The sequence below is a fragment of the Neobacillus niacini NBRC 15566 genome (genome assembly GCF_001591505.1).
Classification (GTDB): Bacteria; Bacillota; Bacilli; order Bacillales; family Cytobacillaceae; genus Neobacillus; species Neobacillus niacini.
Window position 1 is genome coordinate 40,955 of record NZ_BCVA01000005.1, and the last position, 18,679, is coordinate 59,633.

15 protein-coding genes and 1 other annotated feature are annotated in these 18,679 nt (G+C 38.3%); of the genes, 11 read left to right on the plus strand and 4 right to left on the minus strand.

Going from position 1 to position 18,679, the window contains the following annotated elements:
• The first annotated feature begins 104 nt into the window (after positions 1-104).
• On the plus strand, positions 105-1,181 hold the full coding sequence (locus BANA01_RS06325) for a bifunctional 3-deoxy-7-phosphoheptulonate synthase/chorismate mutase (RefSeq protein WP_063252206.1): 1,077 nt from the start codon (positions 105-107) through the stop codon (positions 1,179-1,181).
• 354 nt (positions 1,182-1,535) lie between these two features.
• Entirely contained in the window at positions 1,536-2,534 is a 999-nt protein-coding gene (gene ccpA, locus BANA01_RS06330; protein WP_063252207.1) for a catabolite control protein A, read from the plus strand.
• A 40-nt stretch (positions 2,535-2,574) separates the two neighbouring features.
• Here the strand turns inward: ccpA and acsA are convergent, their stop codons facing one another.
• Positions 2,575-4,293, minus strand: a complete 1,719-nt coding sequence (gene acsA / locus BANA01_RS06335; protein ID WP_063252209.1) for an acetate--CoA ligase — start codon at positions 4,291-4,293, stop codon at positions 2,575-2,577.
• A gap of 200 nt (positions 4,294-4,493) precedes the next feature.
• Between acsA and BANA01_RS06340 the strand changes: the two genes are divergently transcribed.
• Genes BANA01_RS06340 through BANA01_RS06350 form a run of 3 tightly spaced genes read left to right on the plus strand, consistent with a single transcriptional unit; the run spans position 4,494 to position 6,975 of the window.
• On the plus strand, positions 4,494-5,126 hold the full coding sequence (locus BANA01_RS06340) for a GNAT family N-acetyltransferase (RefSeq protein WP_063252211.1): 633 nt from the start codon (positions 4,494-4,496) through the stop codon (positions 5,124-5,126).
• A gap of 29 nt (positions 5,127-5,155) precedes the next feature.
• Positions 5,156-5,803, plus strand: coding sequence for an acetoin utilization AcuB family protein (locus BANA01_RS06345; RefSeq protein WP_063252212.1), 648 nt, complete (start codon positions 5,156-5,158; stop codon positions 5,801-5,803).
• Positions 5,800-6,975: an acetoin utilization protein AcuC gene (locus BANA01_RS06350; RefSeq protein ID WP_063252214.1), complete on the plus strand. Its 1,176-nt coding sequence runs from the start codon at positions 5,800-5,802 to the stop codon at positions 6,973-6,975. The genes BANA01_RS06345 and BANA01_RS06350 overlap by 4 nt, the downstream gene beginning before the upstream one ends.
• A gap of 38 nt (positions 6,976-7,013) precedes the next feature.
• Here BANA01_RS06350 and BANA01_RS06355 read toward each other — a convergent pair whose 3' ends face one another.
• Positions 7,014-9,791 (minus strand): transglycosylase domain-containing protein, encoded by a 2,778-nt coding sequence (locus tag BANA01_RS06355; protein WP_063252215.1) that lies wholly within the window; start codon positions 9,789-9,791, stop codon positions 7,014-7,016.
• A 145-nt stretch (positions 9,792-9,936) separates the two neighbouring features.
• Positions 9,937-10,151 (plus strand) — a binding site (T-box leader).
• A 168-nt stretch (positions 10,152-10,319) separates the two neighbouring features.
• Between BANA01_RS06355 and tyrS the strand changes: the two genes are divergently transcribed.
• The 3 genes from tyrS (at position 10,320) to BANA01_RS06370 (ending at position 13,216) form a co-directional block, all read left to right on the plus strand.
• Complete coding sequence (gene tyrS / locus BANA01_RS06360) at positions 10,320-11,576, plus strand: tyrosine--tRNA ligase (protein WP_063252216.1); 1,257 nt, start codon at positions 10,320-10,322, stop codon at positions 11,574-11,576.
• A 427-nt stretch (positions 11,577-12,003) separates the two neighbouring features.
• Positions 12,004-12,192: a DUF6954 family protein gene (locus tag BANA01_RS06365; RefSeq protein WP_063252218.1), complete on the plus strand. Its 189-nt coding sequence runs from the start codon at positions 12,004-12,006 to the stop codon at positions 12,190-12,192.
• Positions 12,193-12,379: 187 nt separating this feature from the next.
• Positions 12,380-13,216 (plus strand): metallophosphoesterase, encoded by an 837-nt coding sequence (locus BANA01_RS06370; protein WP_063252219.1) that lies wholly within the window; start codon positions 12,380-12,382, stop codon positions 13,214-13,216.
• A gap of 88 nt (positions 13,217-13,304) precedes the next feature.
• On the opposite strand, the gene rpsD is transcribed toward BANA01_RS06370, so the two are convergent.
• The gene (gene rpsD, locus BANA01_RS06375; RefSeq protein ID WP_063252221.1) at positions 13,305-13,907 is read right to left on the minus strand and encodes a 30S ribosomal protein S4; all 603 of its coding nucleotides are present in this window, start codon (positions 13,905-13,907) and stop codon (positions 13,305-13,307) included.
• 309 nt (positions 13,908-14,216) lie between these two features.
• Between rpsD and megL the strand changes: the two genes are divergently transcribed.
• Positions 14,217-15,404, plus strand: a complete 1,188-nt coding sequence (megL, locus tag BANA01_RS06380) for a methionine gamma-lyase (protein ID WP_063252222.1) — start codon at positions 14,217-14,219, stop codon at positions 15,402-15,404.
• Positions 15,405-15,429: 25 nt separating this feature from the next.
• On the opposite strand, the gene BANA01_RS06385 is transcribed toward megL, so the two are convergent.
• A complete protein-coding gene (locus tag BANA01_RS06385) occupies positions 15,430-15,912 on the minus strand; it encodes a GAF domain-containing protein (RefSeq protein WP_063252224.1) in 483 nt (160 codons plus the stop codon).
• 154 nt (positions 15,913-16,066) lie between these two features.
• Here BANA01_RS06385 and refZ point away from each other — a divergent pair, with 154 nt between their 5' ends.
• Positions 16,067-16,696, plus strand: a complete 630-nt coding sequence (gene refZ, locus BANA01_RS06390; RefSeq protein WP_063252225.1) for a forespore capture DNA-binding protein RefZ — start codon at positions 16,067-16,069, stop codon at positions 16,694-16,696.
• A gap of 281 nt (positions 16,697-16,977) precedes the next feature.
• Entirely contained in the window at positions 16,978-18,666 is a 1,689-nt protein-coding gene (ezrA, locus tag BANA01_RS06395; protein WP_063252227.1) for a septation ring formation regulator EzrA, read from the plus strand.
• The last annotated feature ends 13 nt before the right edge of the window (positions 18,667-18,679 follow it).

The following is an 18,679-nucleotide window of genomic DNA, read 5'->3' on the forward strand; positions in this document are numbered from 1 at the left end:
AATTATTGAATAATTAAAAAACTTATATTTAAGGGAGCTAGCTGACAGTATTTAGTCATTCTGCAATCATTCTGTCAGGCTATTGAAAGGACGGGGGACAATAAATGAGCAAAAATAACTTGGAACTGTTAAGGACACGTGTCGATGATTTAAATTTAGAATTGTTGAAACTAATTAATGAGAGAGCTCAACTTGTCCAAGAGATTGGGAAGGCTAAAGAAAGTCAAGGTGTGTACAAATACGATCCGGTTCGTGAAAGAAAAATGCTTGATGTCATTAAAGAACATAATGATGGGCCATTCGATAATGCTACAATTGACCATTTGTTTAAGGAAATCTTTAAGGCTGGCTTAGATTTGCAAAAGGATGATCATCAAAAAGCACTTCTTGTTTCTAGAAAGAAGAAACCTGAAAACACAATCGTCAACTTAAAAGGTGAAACGGTAGGAGACGGAAAACAGCATTTTGTTTTTGGTCCATGTGCGGTCGAGTCCTATGAACAAGTGGCTACTGTAGCAAAAGCAATGAAAGAAAAAGGTTTAAAGCTTTTGCGTGGCGGTGCTTATAAGCCAAGAACTTCTCCATATGACTTCCAAGGTTTAGGCGTTGAAGGATTAAAAATCTTGAAACGAGTGGCCGATGAGTATGATATGGCTGTTATCAGTGAGATTGTAAATCCAGCAGATATTGAGATGGCGATTGATTATATCGATGTTATTCAAATTGGTGCACGTAACATGCAAAACTTTGAATTGTTAAAAGCTGCAGGAGCAGTCAATAAGCCAGTTCTTTTAAAACGTGGAATTGCAGCGACTATTGAAGAATTTATAAATGCTGCTGAATATATTATGGCACAAGGAAATGGACAAATCATTCTTTGTGAACGAGGAATTCGAACATACGAACGGGCAACTAGAAATACGCTTGATATTTCTGCTGTGCCGATTCTTAAGCAAGAAACACACTTACCAGTAATGGTGGACGTAACTCACTCAACTGGCCGTAGAGATTTACTTCTTCCTTGCGCAAAAGCAGCACTTGCAATTGGTGCTGATGGGGTGATGGCTGAAGTTCACCCAGATCCTGCAGTAGCACTTTCAGATGCGCAGCAGCAAATGAATCTTGATCAGTTTAATACTTTTTATAGTGAACTGCTTGCTTCTAATTTAGTTAGAGTTTAATTAAGTGTAAACGACCCTCTGCATTCCTTGCGGAAGGTCTTTTTTTTATTAAATAATGAAATTATAGTGAAAATGTGAACAAACATCATTGCGACTTGTTTGTTCTTATCGTATTATTAGATACATAAATAAAAGTTTGTATATTATCTCACAAAGAGAAAAGCGGAAGCGCCTTGTTCAGCCCCGACAAGCACTGGAGGGCCTGTGGATGAAGTCGTGCTTTTTGACTTCATCTGCAGGACCGAAGTGACTCGAGGGGCTAGGCGCTGAAGCTGGACAAAAAAAAGACTAAATTATTGAAAATGCTGTAAAATAAGAGAAAATACGTATCGTGTTTAAGGAGAGTGTAAAAACGTGAATATTACAATTTATGATGTTGCCCGTGAAGCGAATGTTTCAATGGCAACCGTTTCACGTGTTGTCAATGGAAATCCAAATGTAAAGCCTGTTACTCGAAAAAAGGTATTAGAAGTCATCGACAGACTTGGTTACCGTCCTAATGCAGTTGCAAGAGGATTGGCTAGCAAAAAAACTACAACCGTTGGCGTTGTAATTCCAGATATCTCGAATATCTTCTTCGCAGAACTCGCACGTGGTATCGAAGATATCGCAACAATGTATAAGTACAATATTATTTTAAGTAATTCTGATCAAAACAAAGAGAAAGAATTACACTTATTAAATACCATGCTGGGAAAACAAGTTGATGGAATTGTTTTTATGAGTGGAAATATCACCCCAGAGCATGTTGAAGAATTTGGCAAATCACCAGTACCAATTGTCTTAGCTGGATCAATTGAAGAAACTGAACAGATTCCTTCGGTTAACATTGATTATGAGCAGGCTGTATATGACTCAGTGAAGGAATTTATTGATAAAGGTCATAAGCATATTGGATTTGTAGTTGGGCCATTACAAGAGCCGAGAAATATCCACAAAAAACTAAAAGGATATCAGCGGGCACTTGCAGATGCAGCGATTGACTACAATGAGTCACTTATTGTTGAAGGTGATTACACGTATGATTCCGGCTTAGAAGCGTTTGATAAATTATTGGAAGCTCCTAATAGACCGACGGCCATATTAGTTGGCTCTGATGAAATGGCACTTGGTGTTGTCCATGGCGCCGAGGATAAGGGATATAAAATTCCTGAAGACTTCGAAGTCATTACATCAGATAATACTAGGCTTTCATTAATGGTTCGCCCGCAGTTGACCACAATCGTTCAGCCTTTATACGATATCGGTGCAGTGGCTATGCGTCTACTTACCAAATTAATGAATAAAGAAGAGGTAGAGGAACAAACCGTTGTTCTTCCACACCGTATTGAGTACCGACAATCAACGAACTAATAAGAAAGGAAGCGCATATCGTTTATGCGCTTCCTCTTTTTTAATCTTCCATTGTAGATAGGTCACCAGTTGGCAGGTTAAGTTCCCATGCCTTTAAGACTCGTCTCATAATCTTACCGCTTCTTGTTTTAGGAAGCTTATCTCGGAAATCAATTTCTCTAGGGGCTGCATGTGCAGCAAGCCCTTTCTTTACAAATTGTCTGATTTCTTCTTTCAGCTCATCTGAAGCTACATAGCCGTCTCTTAGTGCGATAAAAGCTTTAATAATTTCACCGCGTACAGGGTCAGGTTTTCCGATTACCCCTGCCTCTGCTATAGCAGGGTGTTCGACAAGCTTGCTTTCTACTTCAAATGGTCCAACGCGCTCACCAGATGTCATGATTACATCATCCACACGTCCTTGGAACCAGAAATATCCGTCCTCATCCATATAGGCGGAATCACCAGAAAAATACCATCCGCTTGGCATAAAATAGGATTCATATTTTTCAGGATTATTCCAAATGGTGTGCATCATCGAAGGCCAGCCCTTTTTAATAGCAAGATTTCCCATACGGTAAGGAGGGAGTTCATTGCCTTGGTCGTCGATGATAGCAGCCACAACACCAGGAATCGGTTTGCCCATTGATCCTGGTTTAATCTCCATACAAGGGTAGTTACTAATTAGCTGCGCACCAGTTTCCGTCATCCACCAGTTATCGTGAATTCTTTTGTTAAAGACCTTAACTCCCCATTTTACCACCTCAGGGTTTAAAGGTTCCCCAACACTCAAGACATGGCGAAGGCTGCTTAAATTGTATTTTTTCACAATTTCATCACCGGCACCCATTAACATACGGAACGCAGTAGGAGCACTATACCAAACAGTAACACCAAAGTCTTCTATCATTTTGTACCAAGTATCCGGGCTGAAACGTCCGCCTACAATCACGTTGGAAGTACCTGTTAACCAAGGTCCAAAAATACCGTATGAAGTCCCTGTAACCCATCCAGGGTCAGCTGTACACCAATATACATCTTCTTCTTTTAAATCTAATACCCATTTAGCTGTTTGGTATTGTTGGATCATTGCATTATGTACATGCAAGACTCCTTTTGGTTTGCCTGTAGATCCAGAAGTATAGTGAAGAATGAGACCATCCGTACGTTCTACCCATTCAACTCGCAGCTGGCTGCCAGCAGACTCAAATTTTTCTAGGAAGTTAATGTACAAACCATTTTCTTCAACATTTTCACCCACAAGGAAAATATGTTTCAAAGCTGGCAGTTCATCAACAGGTACACGATCTAATAATTCAGGAGTTGTTACCAAAACTTTTGCTTCACTATCTTGCAAACGATCACGAACCGCACCTTCCATAAAAGCTTCAAATAATGGTCCGACGATTGCTCCCAGCTTGATAGCACCTAATACAGTAAAATATAGTTCTGGTGACCGTGGCATGAAAATAAATACGCGGTCTCCTTTTTCAACATCTCCATATGTTTTTAACACATTACCAGCTTTATTTGAAAGCTCTTTCATTTCTTTGAATGTATATTTTTCATTCCTAGTATTATCGCGATAATATAGAGCTACCTTGTTTTTTCGAAATGTTTCAGCATGACGGTCAATAGCCTCATAAGCCATATTCACAAGTCCTGTCTCATACCAGGAAAATTCCTTTTCGGTCTCCTCCCAACTGAAGGTCTTATACTTTTCATCATAATTTGATAAGTTATGCTCCCCTTGCATTACTGGTAGCTTTTCCACTTTCATTCCATTTCCCCCTTATGCTAGTATGAGATTATTATAGTACAAATATAAACTATTCTCAATTTTTAAAAAAGTTTTATGTTTGTTGATAAATTGTCACATAGATTTCTAATTTGACAGAAAATTATGTAAAGAGGCTAATTATCGATAGAAATTATGTATAATAGAACTGATAAGCGAATGATTTTTCAGGTGGTGTAGGGATGGAACACAAAAAAACATACAATGCAAAAGAATTAAAAACTCCCCATGGAAATTTAATAATTGAAGGTCCTATTTCCTCAGATAAACTTGCTGGATATGAATTTCATGAACATTTAACTGCTTTTCGCCCTCCTGATCAGCAGCATCAAGCACTAGTTGGGATTGCGCAGCTCGAAGAGGGAAGAATTATTATCGCACGACATCACCACACAATTGTGGGTTATGTGACCTACTTATTTCCTGATCCTCTTGAACGATGGTCGGAAGACAAAATGGATAATTTAATTGAATTAGGTGCTATTGAGGTAATTCCTAAATTTAGAGGATGTGCTGTCGGAAAAAATCTCCTTACCGTGTCTATGATGGATGAAGCAATGGAGGATTACTTAATCATTACGACAGAATATTATTGGCATTGGGATTTAAAGGGAACAGGGTTAAATGTTTGGGAATATCGCAAAATCATGGAGAAAATGATGAATGCCGGGGGTCTTGAGTGGTATGCAACAGATGATCCTGAGATTTGTTCACATCCTGCTAACTGTTTGATGGCGAGAATTGGAAAAAGGGTAGATGTAGAGACAATCCAAAGGTTTGATCGGCTTCGTTTTATGAATCGATTTATGTATTGAAACCAAACTCAATTGAGGAGGCCATTCGGATGTTAGTAGAAGAAATAATGAAAACGGAGATTGTTACGGTTACCCCAAGTGTTTCAATCGCTGACACAATGAGATTAATGGAGAAAAAAAAAATCCGTCATATACCAGTTATCGATGCTAATAAACAGCTTGTTGGCATTGTAACCTTAAATGATATACGTGAAGCGGCTCCATCTATTTTTCGTGCAAACGAACATTTAGAAGACCTTGAAAAACCCGTTGATTCGATCATGAAAAAAGATGTTATCACTGGTCATCCTCTTGATTTTGTGGAGGAAATAGCAGCAGTCTTTTATGAGCATAAGATTAGCTGTGTTCCGATTACAAACAATCAACAGCTTGTTGGGATTGTAACTGAAACGGATTTACTCCGAACGCTCGTTGAGTTGACAGGTGCCCACCAACCTGGGTCACAAATTGAAATAAGGGTACCCAATCTTGCAGGAAAGCTTAGTGAAATTACCAGTATCATAAAGAATCGGAAAGCAAATATTTTGAGTGTACTAGTATATCCTGACAAAAAAGATGACCAATTTAAAATTCTTGTTATAAGATTACAAACCATGAACCCTACTGTCCTCATTCAGGATTTAAAACTATCGGGCTATGACGTTCTTTGGCCGAATCTGCCAGGTGTTTCTCTATGACCGACGCCTGTTCATTTGTATTTTCAGAGGAATTGTTAAATTATAAATTCGGCAATAACCATCCTTTTAATCAGTTTCGACTGAAACTCACTGTCGATTTGTTACATAGATTATATGCTTTAGACAATATTCAGATTGTTACCCCAAGGATGGCAACGGAGGAAGAACTTTGCCTTGTTCATGATCCAAGCTATATTGATGCTGTAAAGATGGCGGGGTATGGAAAACTTCCACAACAAGTAGCTGAGAATTATGGATTAGGAACGGAAGATACACCGATATTTCCTAAAATGCACGAAGCGAGCGCTCTGCTTGTCGGGGGTACATTAACTGCCGTCGATCAAGTAATGACAGGACAGGCAGTCCATGCTCTTCACTTAGGAGGGGGATTGCATCATGGTTTTCGCGGAAAGGCTTCTGGATTTTGCATTTATAATGATAGTTCAGTAGCTATTAAGTATCTGCAAAAAAAATATAATGCAAGAGTACTATATGTTGATACGGATGCCCACCATGGTGACGGAGTTCAATGGTCCTTTTATGATGACCCCGATGTCTGCACCCTCTCCATACATGAAACAGGAAGATACCTGTTTCCTGGTACTGGAAATGTGAACGAAAGAGGACATGGAAAGGGGTACGGGTATTCTTTTAATATTCCAGTAGATGCATTCACGGAGGATGATTCTTGGCTGCATGTGTATACCCAATCAATAAAGGAAGTAGCAGCGTTTTTTAAGCCTGATGTTATTCTGACACAAAATGGAGCAGACTCTCATTATTATGACCCTTTAACGCATTTATCGGCAACTATGAAAATCTATCGTGAAATCCCAAAGTTAGCACATGAAATTGCCCATCAATATTGCGGAGGTAAATGGATTGCTGTTGGCGGTGGGGGTTATGACATATGGCGTGTGGTTCCGAGGGCTTGGGCACTTATTTGGTTGGAAATGACTGAAAACTCAAACTGTTATGGAAGTTTACCACAGGATTGGATTGAATATTGGCAGGAAAAGGCTCCAGTGAGCCTTCCAATGAATTGGGATGATCCAGCTGATTTGTATAAGCCGATTCCTAGAAAAGCAGAAATAACGGAAAAAAACTTACTGACTCTCGAAAAATCACTGTATCCAATTAGAAATAATCAAAAAGGTGAATCTAAAAAATAAAGGGGCTTGGATAAAAATCCAAGCTCCTTTATTGTCATTTATTGAGGTGCAGGTGTTGGGTCAGGAGCAGGTGCAGGATCAGGTGTAACAGTAACACCCACATCCACTTTATTAGATGGTCCAGATTCATTCCCAGCTATATCTACGGCTGTTATATAGTATGAACCGATAGATGCTGAGAAGGAAAGACTAGAGCCACTGATGATACTCCCGACTTTTGATCCGTTATGATAGACACGGTAGCCAACAATATCATTATCTGCCGGTGGTGACCAAATGAGATTGTTACCGGATAATGAAAGTGTCACCCCATCTGGCCGTTTTCCGTTATCGACCATCTTATCATTCGGAATGAGGATTTTGCTCCAACGGTCCATTTTCGGTATGAGCTGACTGTAATTATTAAAACTATTTCCAACCATTTGTTTAATGAAGTCAGGATTTAAGATAACGCCTTGCTGAGAAAATTCTGCTGGTGTTGAATCTAAAGCTAGATACTTTTTATCACCAATTTGCACATAATTTCCTGCAATTAGGCTGTCATCCTGCTTTGTCGGTACATTCTCTGCATTAAAATAATCACTTACAACTAAACCAGCCTGTGAACAAGCTGCTGAAGGTAATAAGCCTGAAACTGCGCAAAACGAGCGCTTTACGATTCCAGTTGGTACAGGAAATGATTCAGCAGGACTAATTAACTCAGGTTTAATATCATAAGCAGCATTCATCAATTCAGCCCATAGATTATTTGTTCTTTGTGAGTAAGACATTCCGCCATTATTTAATGATTTTGGCGTGTCATAACCCGTCCAAATTCCAAATGTTACACTTGGATTGGTGGCTACAAACCAAGCATCATGGAAATCATGACCCGTTCCTGTTTTACCTGCCCAATCTGCTCTGAACTTTAATTTACTATTAATACCCTGAGCCGTACCACTTTTGATTACATCTCGCATCATATCGAGTGTTAAAAATGCAGTTTGTGGTTTAAATACATCGACAGGCTTCACTTCATGTTGATAAATAGTTTTCCCGTTTTTATCGACGATTTTTTCGATCATGTATGCATCAATAAATTTACCTTCATTTGCAAAGGTTCCAAAGGCGTTGGTGTTTTCTTCGACTGTAACCCCATTTTTCAATGAACCTATAGAGGTTGAAAGATTGGTATAATCATCACTTTTTAGCGATGTAAAGCCCATTTTTTCAAGATATTTTGCAGGCTGCTGGTCTAATATATCTTTATATAATTTAACAGCAGGTACGTTATAAGATTTCTTTAGTGCAAATCTTGCTGAGGTGATACCGCTGTACCTCTTGTCATAGTTGTTAGGCCAAGGTCTTGAAATGGAAGGTTCGAGCCTTAAAGCTACGTCCGGTAAAGGTGTCCCTGGTGAGGCTTTCCCCAATTCAATTGCTGGTGCATAAACGAGAAGAGGCTTCATTGTAGAGCCATTTTGCCGAACAGCACTAGTTGCATGATTAAGTTCCTGCTTATTGTGATCTCGTCCACCGACAAAACTGATGATTTTCCCGGTTTTATTCTCGATAAGCATAGCACCGACTTCAACCGGTTCCATGACATTAATCATTTCCCCAGTTTCTGGATCCTGTTTCTGTTCTGGCTTGTCAGGTCCGTAATTTGGGTAGTTATTCTTTACAACTTGGAAAACATCATAAATATCTTTGTTGATCGTTGTATGAATTTCGTATCCATTTTGCCTTAAATTTTGTTTGGCCAAAGTTTTGTATTTATAAAAAAGATTCTCATCTTCTTTTAAATCGTTTTCCTCAAAGCCGTCATTTTTTGCCAATACATTGGTTAGGACTTCGATAGCCCGCTTTTCAATTTCAAATGATAAGTATGGATATTTTTCTAGCGGATTATCCCCCGCAGGAATAAAATCCTTTGTAATATCATAGGCTGCGGCTTCGGCATACTGTGTTTCGGTTATATGACCGCCATCATACATTCTTTTTAGAACTGTTTTCATTCGTGTAAGTCCAGGTTCTAAATTGTTTTTCACTGTACCTTCTCTTGTAAAAGGTGTGTAGCCAAAGGGACTTTGCGGTAAACCTGCTATAAAGGCAGCTTGTGGAAGGGTTAATTCGCTCGCATTTTTCCCGAATATTCCTTTTGCTGCGGCTTGGACACCGGCGATATTTTTACCAGATGAATTTCTTCCAAATGTTGAAACGTTTAGGTAAGCTTCTAAAATTTCTTTTTTGCTAAAAAACTTTTCAAGTCGGAGGGCAAGCAAAATTTCATTTGCTTTTCTTTCGAAGGAGACCTCATTCGTTAAGATTTGATTTTTGATTAATTGCTGTGTTAAGGTACTTCCGCCTGATTGAATGGAAGCGTTCGTTACTTCTTGGAAGAGTGCCCGAAAAACTGCTTTTGGGACAACTCCTTTGTGCGTATAAAAGTACTCATCTTCAGTTGCAATGACTGCTTTTACTAAAAAGTCTGAAACTTGATCAATTTTTACTTCTTCACGTTCAAGGTCTGTACGCAGCTTTCCTAAATAGACATTGTCAGAAAAGTATAAGTCCGATGTTTCTGTATAATTATAAATGTCCTTTTTCATGCTGTCATATGACCGGACAGGTTCGTCCTTAACAAGCGAAGCGAAATATCCTGCACCCACACCACCTGCAAATGCTCCTCCAAGTATTACGACAGTAATAGTCAACAGTAAAAGGTTCCAAAAGACCTGGTATGTAATACGTGCACTTTTTACTGTTTTTTTATGGGTGAACAAGTGGGTTATAGACTTTAATTTCTCTATCCACGCTTGAAATTTATTGTTCATCGAATCACCTCTTTTAAAATCACATATATTATAGCATATTGATGATTACAAAAATGACAAACTTCTACATTTTTCTGATATTACCAATTCCTGTTTGACAGTGACAATAATTTATGGTAAAAATTCTATAAGTTATCAATTTAATAATCAAGCTATGAAGGGAATCTACTGTAGGTCTTCTATCCCTGTTTTTAGAGAGTCAGCGGCTGGTGAAAGCTGATACAAATAGAAGAGTGAATTACATCCCAGAGCATTCTCCGTGAACATAGAAGTAGTGGAGAACGGACTAAACCGTTAATTTTTCGAGTTGGAGTGATTTTTGCTCAAGCCGGGTGGTACCGCGCGTTATGCGTCCCTGCATTTTTTGCAGGGGCGCTTTTTGTGTTATTTAGGCTCTTTTCTAAGAAAAAAAGAGCTAGCAAACGTAATCAAGCACAAAAATAGATTGTTCCGCGTTAAAATCGGCTTTAAGATGTTAACAACATTTTTAGGGAACAGTCTTATTTTAAGAAATCGGAGGAAAATAAAATGGATTTATTACAAGATTTAGCGTGGCGTGGGCTCATCTACCAGCAAACAGATGAAGAGAGCCTAAGAGATTTGATCAGCAAAGAAAAGATATCCTTATACTGTGGAACTGATCCATCAGCTAACAGCTTGCATATTGGACACTTAGTGCCGTTTTTAACCCTTAGAAGATTTCAACAGCATGGACACCGTCCAATTGTTTTAGTGGGTGGATCAACAGGTTTGATTGGCGACCCAAGTGGAAAAAGTGAAGAGCGGAAGCTGCAAAGTCTTGAAGCAATTCAAAAAAATTCTGAGGGCATTCAAAATCAATTAGCTGCTATTTTCGAATTTGAGGGTGAAAATGGTGCAGTTATGGTCAATAACTATGATTGGACAAAATCGATGGATGTTATTACTTTCCTAAGGGACATTGGCAAGCATATCGGTGTAAATTATTTGCTAGCAAAGGATACTATTTCTTCAAGATTGGAATCAGGCATTTCATTTACCGAATTTACCTATACCATTCTTCAGGCGATGGATTTCAATCATTTATATGAGACTCATAATTGTAAATTACAAATTGGCGGCAGTGACCAGTGGGGCAATATTACATCTGGACTAGAATTAATTCGAAAAATGCAGCCAGAGGGATCCAAGGCTTTTGGTTTAACCATTCCACTTGTTACAAAAGCTGACGGAACAAAATTTGGGAAAACTGAGGGCGGAGCGGTTTGGCTGGATCCAGAAAAGACGACTCCTTACGAATTCTACCAGTTCTGGATTAATACAGCTGATGCGGATGTTGTAAAATACCTTAAATACTTTACCTTCCTTTCTCATGAAGAGATTGAAGGATTAGAGAAATCTGTACAGAAAGAACCTCATTTACGGAAGGCCCAAAAGGGATTGGCTGAGGAAATGACACGTCTGATTCATGGTGAAGAATCTCTACAGCAGGCAATAAAAATTACAGAAGCATTATTCAGTGGGGACGTTCGGAGCTTATCTGCTTCAGAAATAGAGCAAGGATTTAAAGATGTTCCTTCTTTTAATGCTGCTGATACAGATGGAAACTTGGTTGATTTATTAGTAGCTGCCAAGATTTCCCCATCAAAGCGCCAGGCCAGAGAAGACATTACAAATGGTGCGGTCACAGTCAATGGTGAACGAGTGACAGATACATCCTATGTATTACAGGGTTCTGATCGGATTGAAGGTCAGTTTACGATTATTAGAAGAGGTAAAAAGAAATATACATTAATTAAATACTAATTATTAGCTAGCCGGCCCTTATTTGGGTCGGTTTTCTTATAATTGGAGATGCTGGGGAAACTTGGATTGAGGAGATCGTAAGGGAGAGGACCCACTTGCCCTAAAAAACAAAAACGGAATTGTTCGGTCGAGTGGGGAGGACCGACTTGCCCTAAAAAGCTGAAACGGAAATGTTCGGTCGAGTGGGGAGGAGCCACTTGCCCTAAAAAGTTGAAACGGAATTGTTCGGTCGAGTGGGGAGGAGCCACTTGCCCTAAAAAAGCTGAAACGGGAAGGTTCGGTCGAGTGGGGAGGACCTACTTGCCTTAAAAAGCTAAAACGAAATTATTCGGTCAACTAAAATAGCTCATGGAATAACAATTCACTTATGTAACAATAAAAGAAGCTATCACGTCTCATATTATAAGTCGTACTTTCGGAGGTACTTATGAAGTTACTCATCCATGCTTGTTTTATCATTCTCCTATTACTTGTTACTTTCTTTGGTGTAGGTCCGGTGCTTTATGCAGACGGGGTGCTAACAGAACGCCTATTGACTGCAGCGGTGGTGGTGATCCTATACGCTACCATTGGGTTCCTATATTCGAGAGCTATCAAGTGGATAAAAAGGAAATAAAATGCTCCTCGTTTTTTTACCTAATTTAGGAAAAGTTGCAGCCCAGTCTAATTTGACTGGGCTAAATGATATATAATTAATAGTATATTTTATATAAATAGGAAATGGCCCTTACTATTTTTTTCTACGAAATTAGTAGATTTCCTTCGGTCTCCTTTTTTAACAAACTATTACAGGAGCATACATAATGAAAAGAATATTCTTCCTTTCCGTATCCATTATTATTATTATTATTATTATTATTATTATGGTTTCTTTTTTTTATTGGCAAAACAACGATCTCGTCATTACCAAGCATGTGATTAATTCTGACAAAATTCCGAAAGGTTTTAACCACTATAAAATTTTGCATTTATCAGATCTCCATAATAAGAATTTTGGAAAAAGACAAGAAAAGTTAGTGGGACGCATAAAGGAAGAAAAGCCAGATGTCATCGTCTTTACTGGGGATATTATCGATAGGAGAAGTAAGGACCTAAAACCAGCAGCTTTGCTAATAGATCAATTGGTTGAACTAGCACCCGTTTATTTTGTACCTGGCAATCATGAGTGGGATTCTGACCTTAAAAGGAAACTTGAAACGCTGCTAATGAAAAAGGGTGTTGTCATTCTGACTAACAAAGTTCGAATAATTGAAAGAAATGGTGAGCGTATCGAAATGGCAGGACTGGATGACCCGGAGAGTGGACTATCAATCCGTTCTAGTATCAAACGAATATCAGAAAAAATGCAGCCCGATCTCTATTCCATTGTCCTCAGTCATAGACCAACTTGGTTTAACACATATACAAGGGCAGGATTTAATCTGGTGTTTTCCGGCCATGCCCACGGAGGTCAAATACGGCTCCCTATTATTGGTGGTGTATTTGCACCAGGTGAGGGGTTTAATCCTAAGTATTCAGAAGGGATTCATCAACAAGATCATACATCCATGGTTGTTAGTAGAGGACTGGGGAATAGCAGTTTCCCGCTTCGAATCTTCAATCGACCTGAAATTGTTGTCATCACACTTCAAAGTGAGTAGTTTCATCTGTCCAAAGATAAAATAAAGGGAAAAAATAAAAAACCCTAGAAGCTGCGTTATATAAACGCTGCCTATAGGGTTTTTATAATTAACGAGAGTAGAACTCGACGATAAGAGTTTCGTTAATTTCAGCTGGTAATTCAGAACGCTCTGGTAAGCGAGTGAATGTACCTTCAAGCTTGTCTGCATCAAATGTTAAGTAGTCAGGTACGAAGTTATTAACTTCGATAGCTTCTTTAACAACATCAAGATTACGTGATTTTTCACGAAGGCTGATAGTTTGACCAGGAGCTAAACGGTATGATGGGATATCTACGCGAGATCCATCAACCAAGATGTGACCGTGGTTAACTAATTGGCGAGCTGCACGACGAGTACGAGCTAAACCTAAACGGTAAACTACGTTGTCAAGACGTGATTCAAGTAGGATCATGAAGTTTTCACCGTGAACCCCACCCAATTTGCCAGCTTTATCAAATAGGTTACGGAATTGACGCTCAGTTACTCCATACATATGACGAAGTTTTTGCTTTTCTTGTAATTGCAATCCGTATTCAGAAAGCTTCTTACGTTGGTTAGGACCATGTTGTCCAGGAGCGTAAGGACGCTTTTCTAATTCTTTACCTGTGCCGCTTAGAGAGATTCCAAGACGACGAGAAATTTTCCAGCTTGAGCCAGTATAACGAGCCATGAATGACTCCTCCTTAGTGTTTTTATTTTTTGGTAAAATAAAAACCGTTATGAAACATCAATGATAGCCATTTTGTTTTCATGCACCTTCGCCCTAGCAGCAGAGGGTTACAAGATACACCATCAAATGAGTTCGATGACTCATGAGGAACAAAATGAATCCATTCACGTGTTCACATAGGCTGCAGTTATTTTACACAAAGGATATTATATAATTTTATTCATCAATGTGTCAAGTTAATTTCAGGAAATGAATAGTATAAAGAAATAGATAAAAAATGATAGCGTTTTCATATAGGAGGAATCAGTTTTGGGTAATGAAAAATTTCGTTTTGAAACGGAAGCTGTTCACTCTGGATATTGTTCCAATGAACACCAAGGAAGTTTAGTCCCTCCCTTGTATCAAACTTCCACATTTACCTTTTCAACTGCAGAACAAGGGGAAAGAAGATTCGCTGGTCAAGAAGAGGGATTTATATACTCTCGTTTGGGGAATCCAACCGTCAAAATTCTCGAAGATCGAATGGCAAAGCTGGAAAAGGGAGAAGCAGCTTTGGCCTTCTCATCAGGGATGGCAGCAGTTTCAGCTGTGTTAACTGCTTTAACGAAAGCAGGTGACCATATTCTGTGTTCACAGGGTGTATATGGTTGTACGTTTGGATTGCTGCAATTATTAAAAGAAAAATATAACATAAACCATGATTTCTCATTGATGGCTTCAAAAGAAATTCTAGAAGAAGAGATTCGCACAAATACTGCATGTATCTATATTGAAACCCCAATTAATCCCACCATGAAACTAGTTGACTTAGAATTAGTCGCACGTATTGCTAAACAACGCTGTATACCAGTTGTGGTCGACAACACCTTTTGCTCTCCATATTTACAAACGCCTATTAGTCTCGGCTGTGATATTGTTATTCATAGTGCAACAAAATATATTTGTGGTCATGGTGATGTAATTGCGGGAATCGTTGTAGGGAAAAGTGATTTTATCAAACAGGTTTCAAGAACCACACAAAAAGATATCGGCGGCACCATCTCACCATTTGACGCTTGGCTTTTATTAAGAGGGTTAAAAACGCTGCCCGTTAGGATGGATCGGCATTGTGAAAATGCCAATATACTTGTTGAATTTTTACGGAATCATCCAAAAGTAGAAAAGCTCTATTTTCCTGGCAATAGTGATTATATAGATGATAACAAGATCATGCATAAACAAATGAAAAAACCTGGCGGGGTGATTTCGTTTTCTGTAATAGGAACAAAAGAAACCGCTCAACTATTTATGAATCAGTTACAATTGGTAAAAATAGCAGTAAGTTTAGGAGATGCTGAAACGTTGATACAGCACCCTGCAACCATGACACATGCAGTCGTTCCTGAGGATGAGCGAAGAAAAATGGGGATTAATGATACATTACTCCGCCTGTCTGTAGGTCTTGAAGCATGGCAGGATATACAAGAGGATATAGAACAAGCGCTTAAAAAAATATAAAAAAACTCGCCGCGGCGAGTTTTTTTTACAAATGTTTAACAAGAATGGCTGTAATTTCTTCTAACTGCTCTTGGTCCAGCTCATCAAAGCGATTTTTCTCTGGTGAGTCAATGTCTAAGACCCCAAGTAATTTTCCATCCTTGATAAGTGGTATAACGATTTCGGAATTGGAGGCAGCATCACAGGCAATGTGACCAGGAAATTGATGAACGTCTTCAACCCGAATGGTTTCCATTTTCTTTGCAGATGTTCCACACACTCCTCTTCCCAGCGGAATGCGGACACATGCAGGAAGTCCTTGAAAGGGCCCCAATACTAGCTCGTTATTCTCGTCCAGTAAATAGAAGCCAACCCAATTTATACGATCAAGAAACTGATTTAACAATGCAGAAGTATTGCTAAGATTAGCGATTTGGTTTTTCTCGCCATGGAGAAGGGCATCTAATTGTTTCTTAACCAATTCATAATTTTCTTGGCGGCTTCCTTTATACATTTCGACATTAAACATGTTTTTTCACCCATCCCTTAATGAATTTCTTATTTATTTTATCAAACTTACATGAAAAGTAGCATACTTTGTCGATAAATTCATGAAGGAATCCATCGTCAAAGCAAGAATTGTTATAGAAAGATATAAAACTCGTGTATACAGGAGGTGTACGATGAAAAAGGATTCGAAAGAAGAAATAGTGAAAGCAGCGATATCGCTTTTTAATTCAAATGGATATGCTGGTACATCAATACGTGATATTGCAACCGCAGCAAAAGTGAACTCAGCAACCATCGCTTACCATTTTGAGAATAAGCTTGGATTATTAGAATATTGCTTTACTTACTTTTTTGAGCGATATCTCGGTATTATCGAAGAAAAGTTTTCCTTAATGGACACAGGCGTAAAGGAATGTTTAAAACGGATTACAGCTGACCTGCTCCACTATCAATGTGAAAATATTGAACTTACAAGCTTCGTATACCGAGAAATGTCGATAGATTCTCAGGTAGTCAGGGAAATTATGTCTACCTACGCATTAAAGGAGAAGTACTATTTTCAAAAGATGTTTGAAAAAGGGTTTGAGAGGAAAGAATTCCGTCCTCATTCTATTGCGTATTTAATTATCCAGTATAAAGGTTTACTTATGATGCCGTTTATTAATGCACATTATCTAAGAGAAGTACTTTATATTTTTCCAAATGAAAGGTTCTTTGAACAAAAGTATCTTAAGGAAATTAATCGATGGATTGAAAACACGCTGGCAGCTAAAATGATAGAAAAGAAAGAGGCCATCCTGTAACGGGATTATAAAATAAAAATATTTGGCAGGCACTAGCTCGGAAACCAAATTTCCTTAAGCGAGTGCTTTTTAATTTGGAGTTTAACCCTAAATCATCTTTTTACAAGGATTTTGTCAAAAAATAGTAAATTAAAAATTTCTTTTTCAAAAAAATTGAAAATACTAGTCAAAAAATGTCGTTTACATGGTATCATAGAGGCATTGAACTTTACCGAATTTGTTGGTTTTTAATAGATTAGTTAGAAGATTTAAATGAAGTGTTTGAAACAGGGGGCTTGAACGTGACATATTTTATTGGATTTATTATCCTGCTACTAGCCTTATTTGTATTGGGGTATTTTATAAAGAAAAAGTATTTTAAAGAAATGGATCGGTTAGAAGCATGGAAGATCGATTTGTTTAACCGGCCGATTTTGGATGAAATGTCAAAGGTAAAACAATTAAATATGACTGGACAAACCGAGGAGTTATTTGAGGGCTGGCGTAACCAATGGGACGATATCGTAACGGTTAAATTGCCAGATCTTGAAGAAATGTTATTTGACGCTGAAGAATTTATTGATAAATATCGCTTTAAAAAAGCGAAAACCACTCAACAGGAGATCGAAGATAAGCTGCAGTCAACTGAAGCTGAGATTAATAAAATTGTTGAAGAGCTTCATGAACTTGTTGGAAGTGAAGAAAAGAACAGGACTGAAATCGAGCAGTTAAAGGAATTGTATCGGGAAACGAAAAAGACACTGCTTGCTCATCGACATAGCTTCGGAAAGTCAGAAAAATACTTAGAAGCTCAACTTGAGGACGTTACGAAAAAGTTTCATGAATTTGACGAGAAGACTGAACAGGGGAATTATCTTGAAGCGCGCGAGCTTGTGTTAGGAATTCATGATCAATTAATTAAGGTTAAGAATAATATGGCTGATATTCCACAGCTGTTAATCGAATGTCAATCTCTAATCCCAGCTCAATTGTCTGATATTCTCGATGGATATCGAGAAATGACTGAAAAGGGTTATTACCTCAGCCATATTCAAGTAGAAAATGAAATTGAAGGTTTGCAAGAAAAATTGGTTGAGTATTTAGGACTGATCGAAGAGACGAAAATAGAGGAAGCACTTGAAGGTATTGGTGAAGTTAAAGAGCGAATTGATATTCTGTTTGACTTATTGGAAAAAGAAGTGAATGCTAAGCACTTTATCCTTCAAAATGAAAAAGGGATGAGTGGACTCTTATCTTCAGTTCTTGAGGAACATGATCATCTTTCCAATGAAGTAAAGCATGTTCAAGAAAGCTACCATTTAACAGAAAGTGACTTTGAAATCCAGAGACATCTGGAAAAACAGCTGGCGACCGTTACCAAACACTATGACATCTTGATGGAAAAAATTAATATCAATGAAACAGCATTAACCATTCTTTGTGAAGAGCTTAAAGAAATAAAAACGCATATAGAAATGATTCAGGAAGAGCAAGAAAATTTCGGTCTCAAGTTGCAAGCTCTAAGAAAAGATGAGTTTGAAGCGCGTGAAACATTAAGGGAATTAACAAAAAAAGTTGGCGAAACGATTCGTTTAGTATCAAAAAGTAATATTCCGGGTTTACCAGAAGACTATAAATATTTAGTAGAAGATACAAATGAGAGCATACAAAACGTAAAGCTTCAGCTTCAGGAAAAGCCCCTTAACGTATCAGCGCTAACTCAATATTTGGAGATTGCAGTATTGACAGTGGAAAAACTATCAAATACAACAGTCGAACTCATTGAAAATGTTTTGCTTGCTGAAAAGGCGATTCAATATGGAAACAGATACAGAAGTCAGTTCCCTTCAGTTGCCAAGGGACTTAGTGATGCAGAAAATGCATTTAGACATTATGAGTACCAAGAAGCTTTAGAACAGGCTGCTGCTTCACTTGAATCCATTGACCCAGGAGCTTTGAAGAAAATCAAGGCAACAGTCGTAAAGCAATAAGTTATCGCGTTAA

Excerpts from the sequence above, each read along its gene's own strand:
- BANA01_RS06325 (WP_063252206.1), top strand. The coding sequence starts at position 105 with ATGAGCAAAAATAACTTGGAACTGTTAAGGACACGTGTCGATGATTTA.
- acsA (WP_063252209.1), bottom strand. The coding sequence starts at position 4,293 with ATGAAAGTGGAAAAGCTACCAGTAATGCAAGGGGAGCATAACTTATCA.
- BANA01_RS06340 (WP_063252211.1), top strand. The coding sequence starts at position 4,494 with ATGGAACACAAAAAAACATACAATGCAAAAGAATTAAAAACTCCCCAT.
- BANA01_RS06345 (WP_063252212.1), top strand. The coding sequence starts at position 5,156 with ATGTTAGTAGAAGAAATAATGAAAACGGAGATTGTTACGGTTACCCCA.
- BANA01_RS06350 (WP_063252214.1), top strand. The coding sequence starts at position 5,800 with ATGACCGACGCCTGTTCATTTGTATTTTCAGAGGAATTGTTAAATTAT.
- BANA01_RS06355 (WP_063252215.1), bottom strand. The coding sequence starts at position 9,791 with ATGAACAATAAATTTCAAGCGTGGATAGAGAAATTAAAGTCTATAACC.
- tyrS (WP_063252216.1), top strand. The coding sequence starts at position 10,320 with ATGGATTTATTACAAGATTTAGCGTGGCGTGGGCTCATCTACCAGCAA.
- BANA01_RS06365 (WP_063252218.1), top strand. The coding sequence starts at position 12,004 with ATGAAGTTACTCATCCATGCTTGTTTTATCATTCTCCTATTACTTGTT.
- BANA01_RS06370 (WP_063252219.1), top strand. The coding sequence starts at position 12,380 with ATGAAAAGAATATTCTTCCTTTCCGTATCCATTATTATTATTATTATT.
- rpsD (WP_063252221.1), bottom strand. The coding sequence starts at position 13,907 with ATGGCTCGTTATACTGGCTCAAGCTGGAAAATTTCTCGTCGTCTTGGA.
- BANA01_RS06385 (WP_063252224.1), bottom strand. The coding sequence starts at position 15,912 with ATGTTTAATGTCGAAATGTATAAAGGAAGCCGCCAAGAAAATTATGAA.
- refZ (WP_063252225.1), top strand. The coding sequence starts at position 16,067 with ATGAAAAAGGATTCGAAAGAAGAAATAGTGAAAGCAGCGATATCGCTT.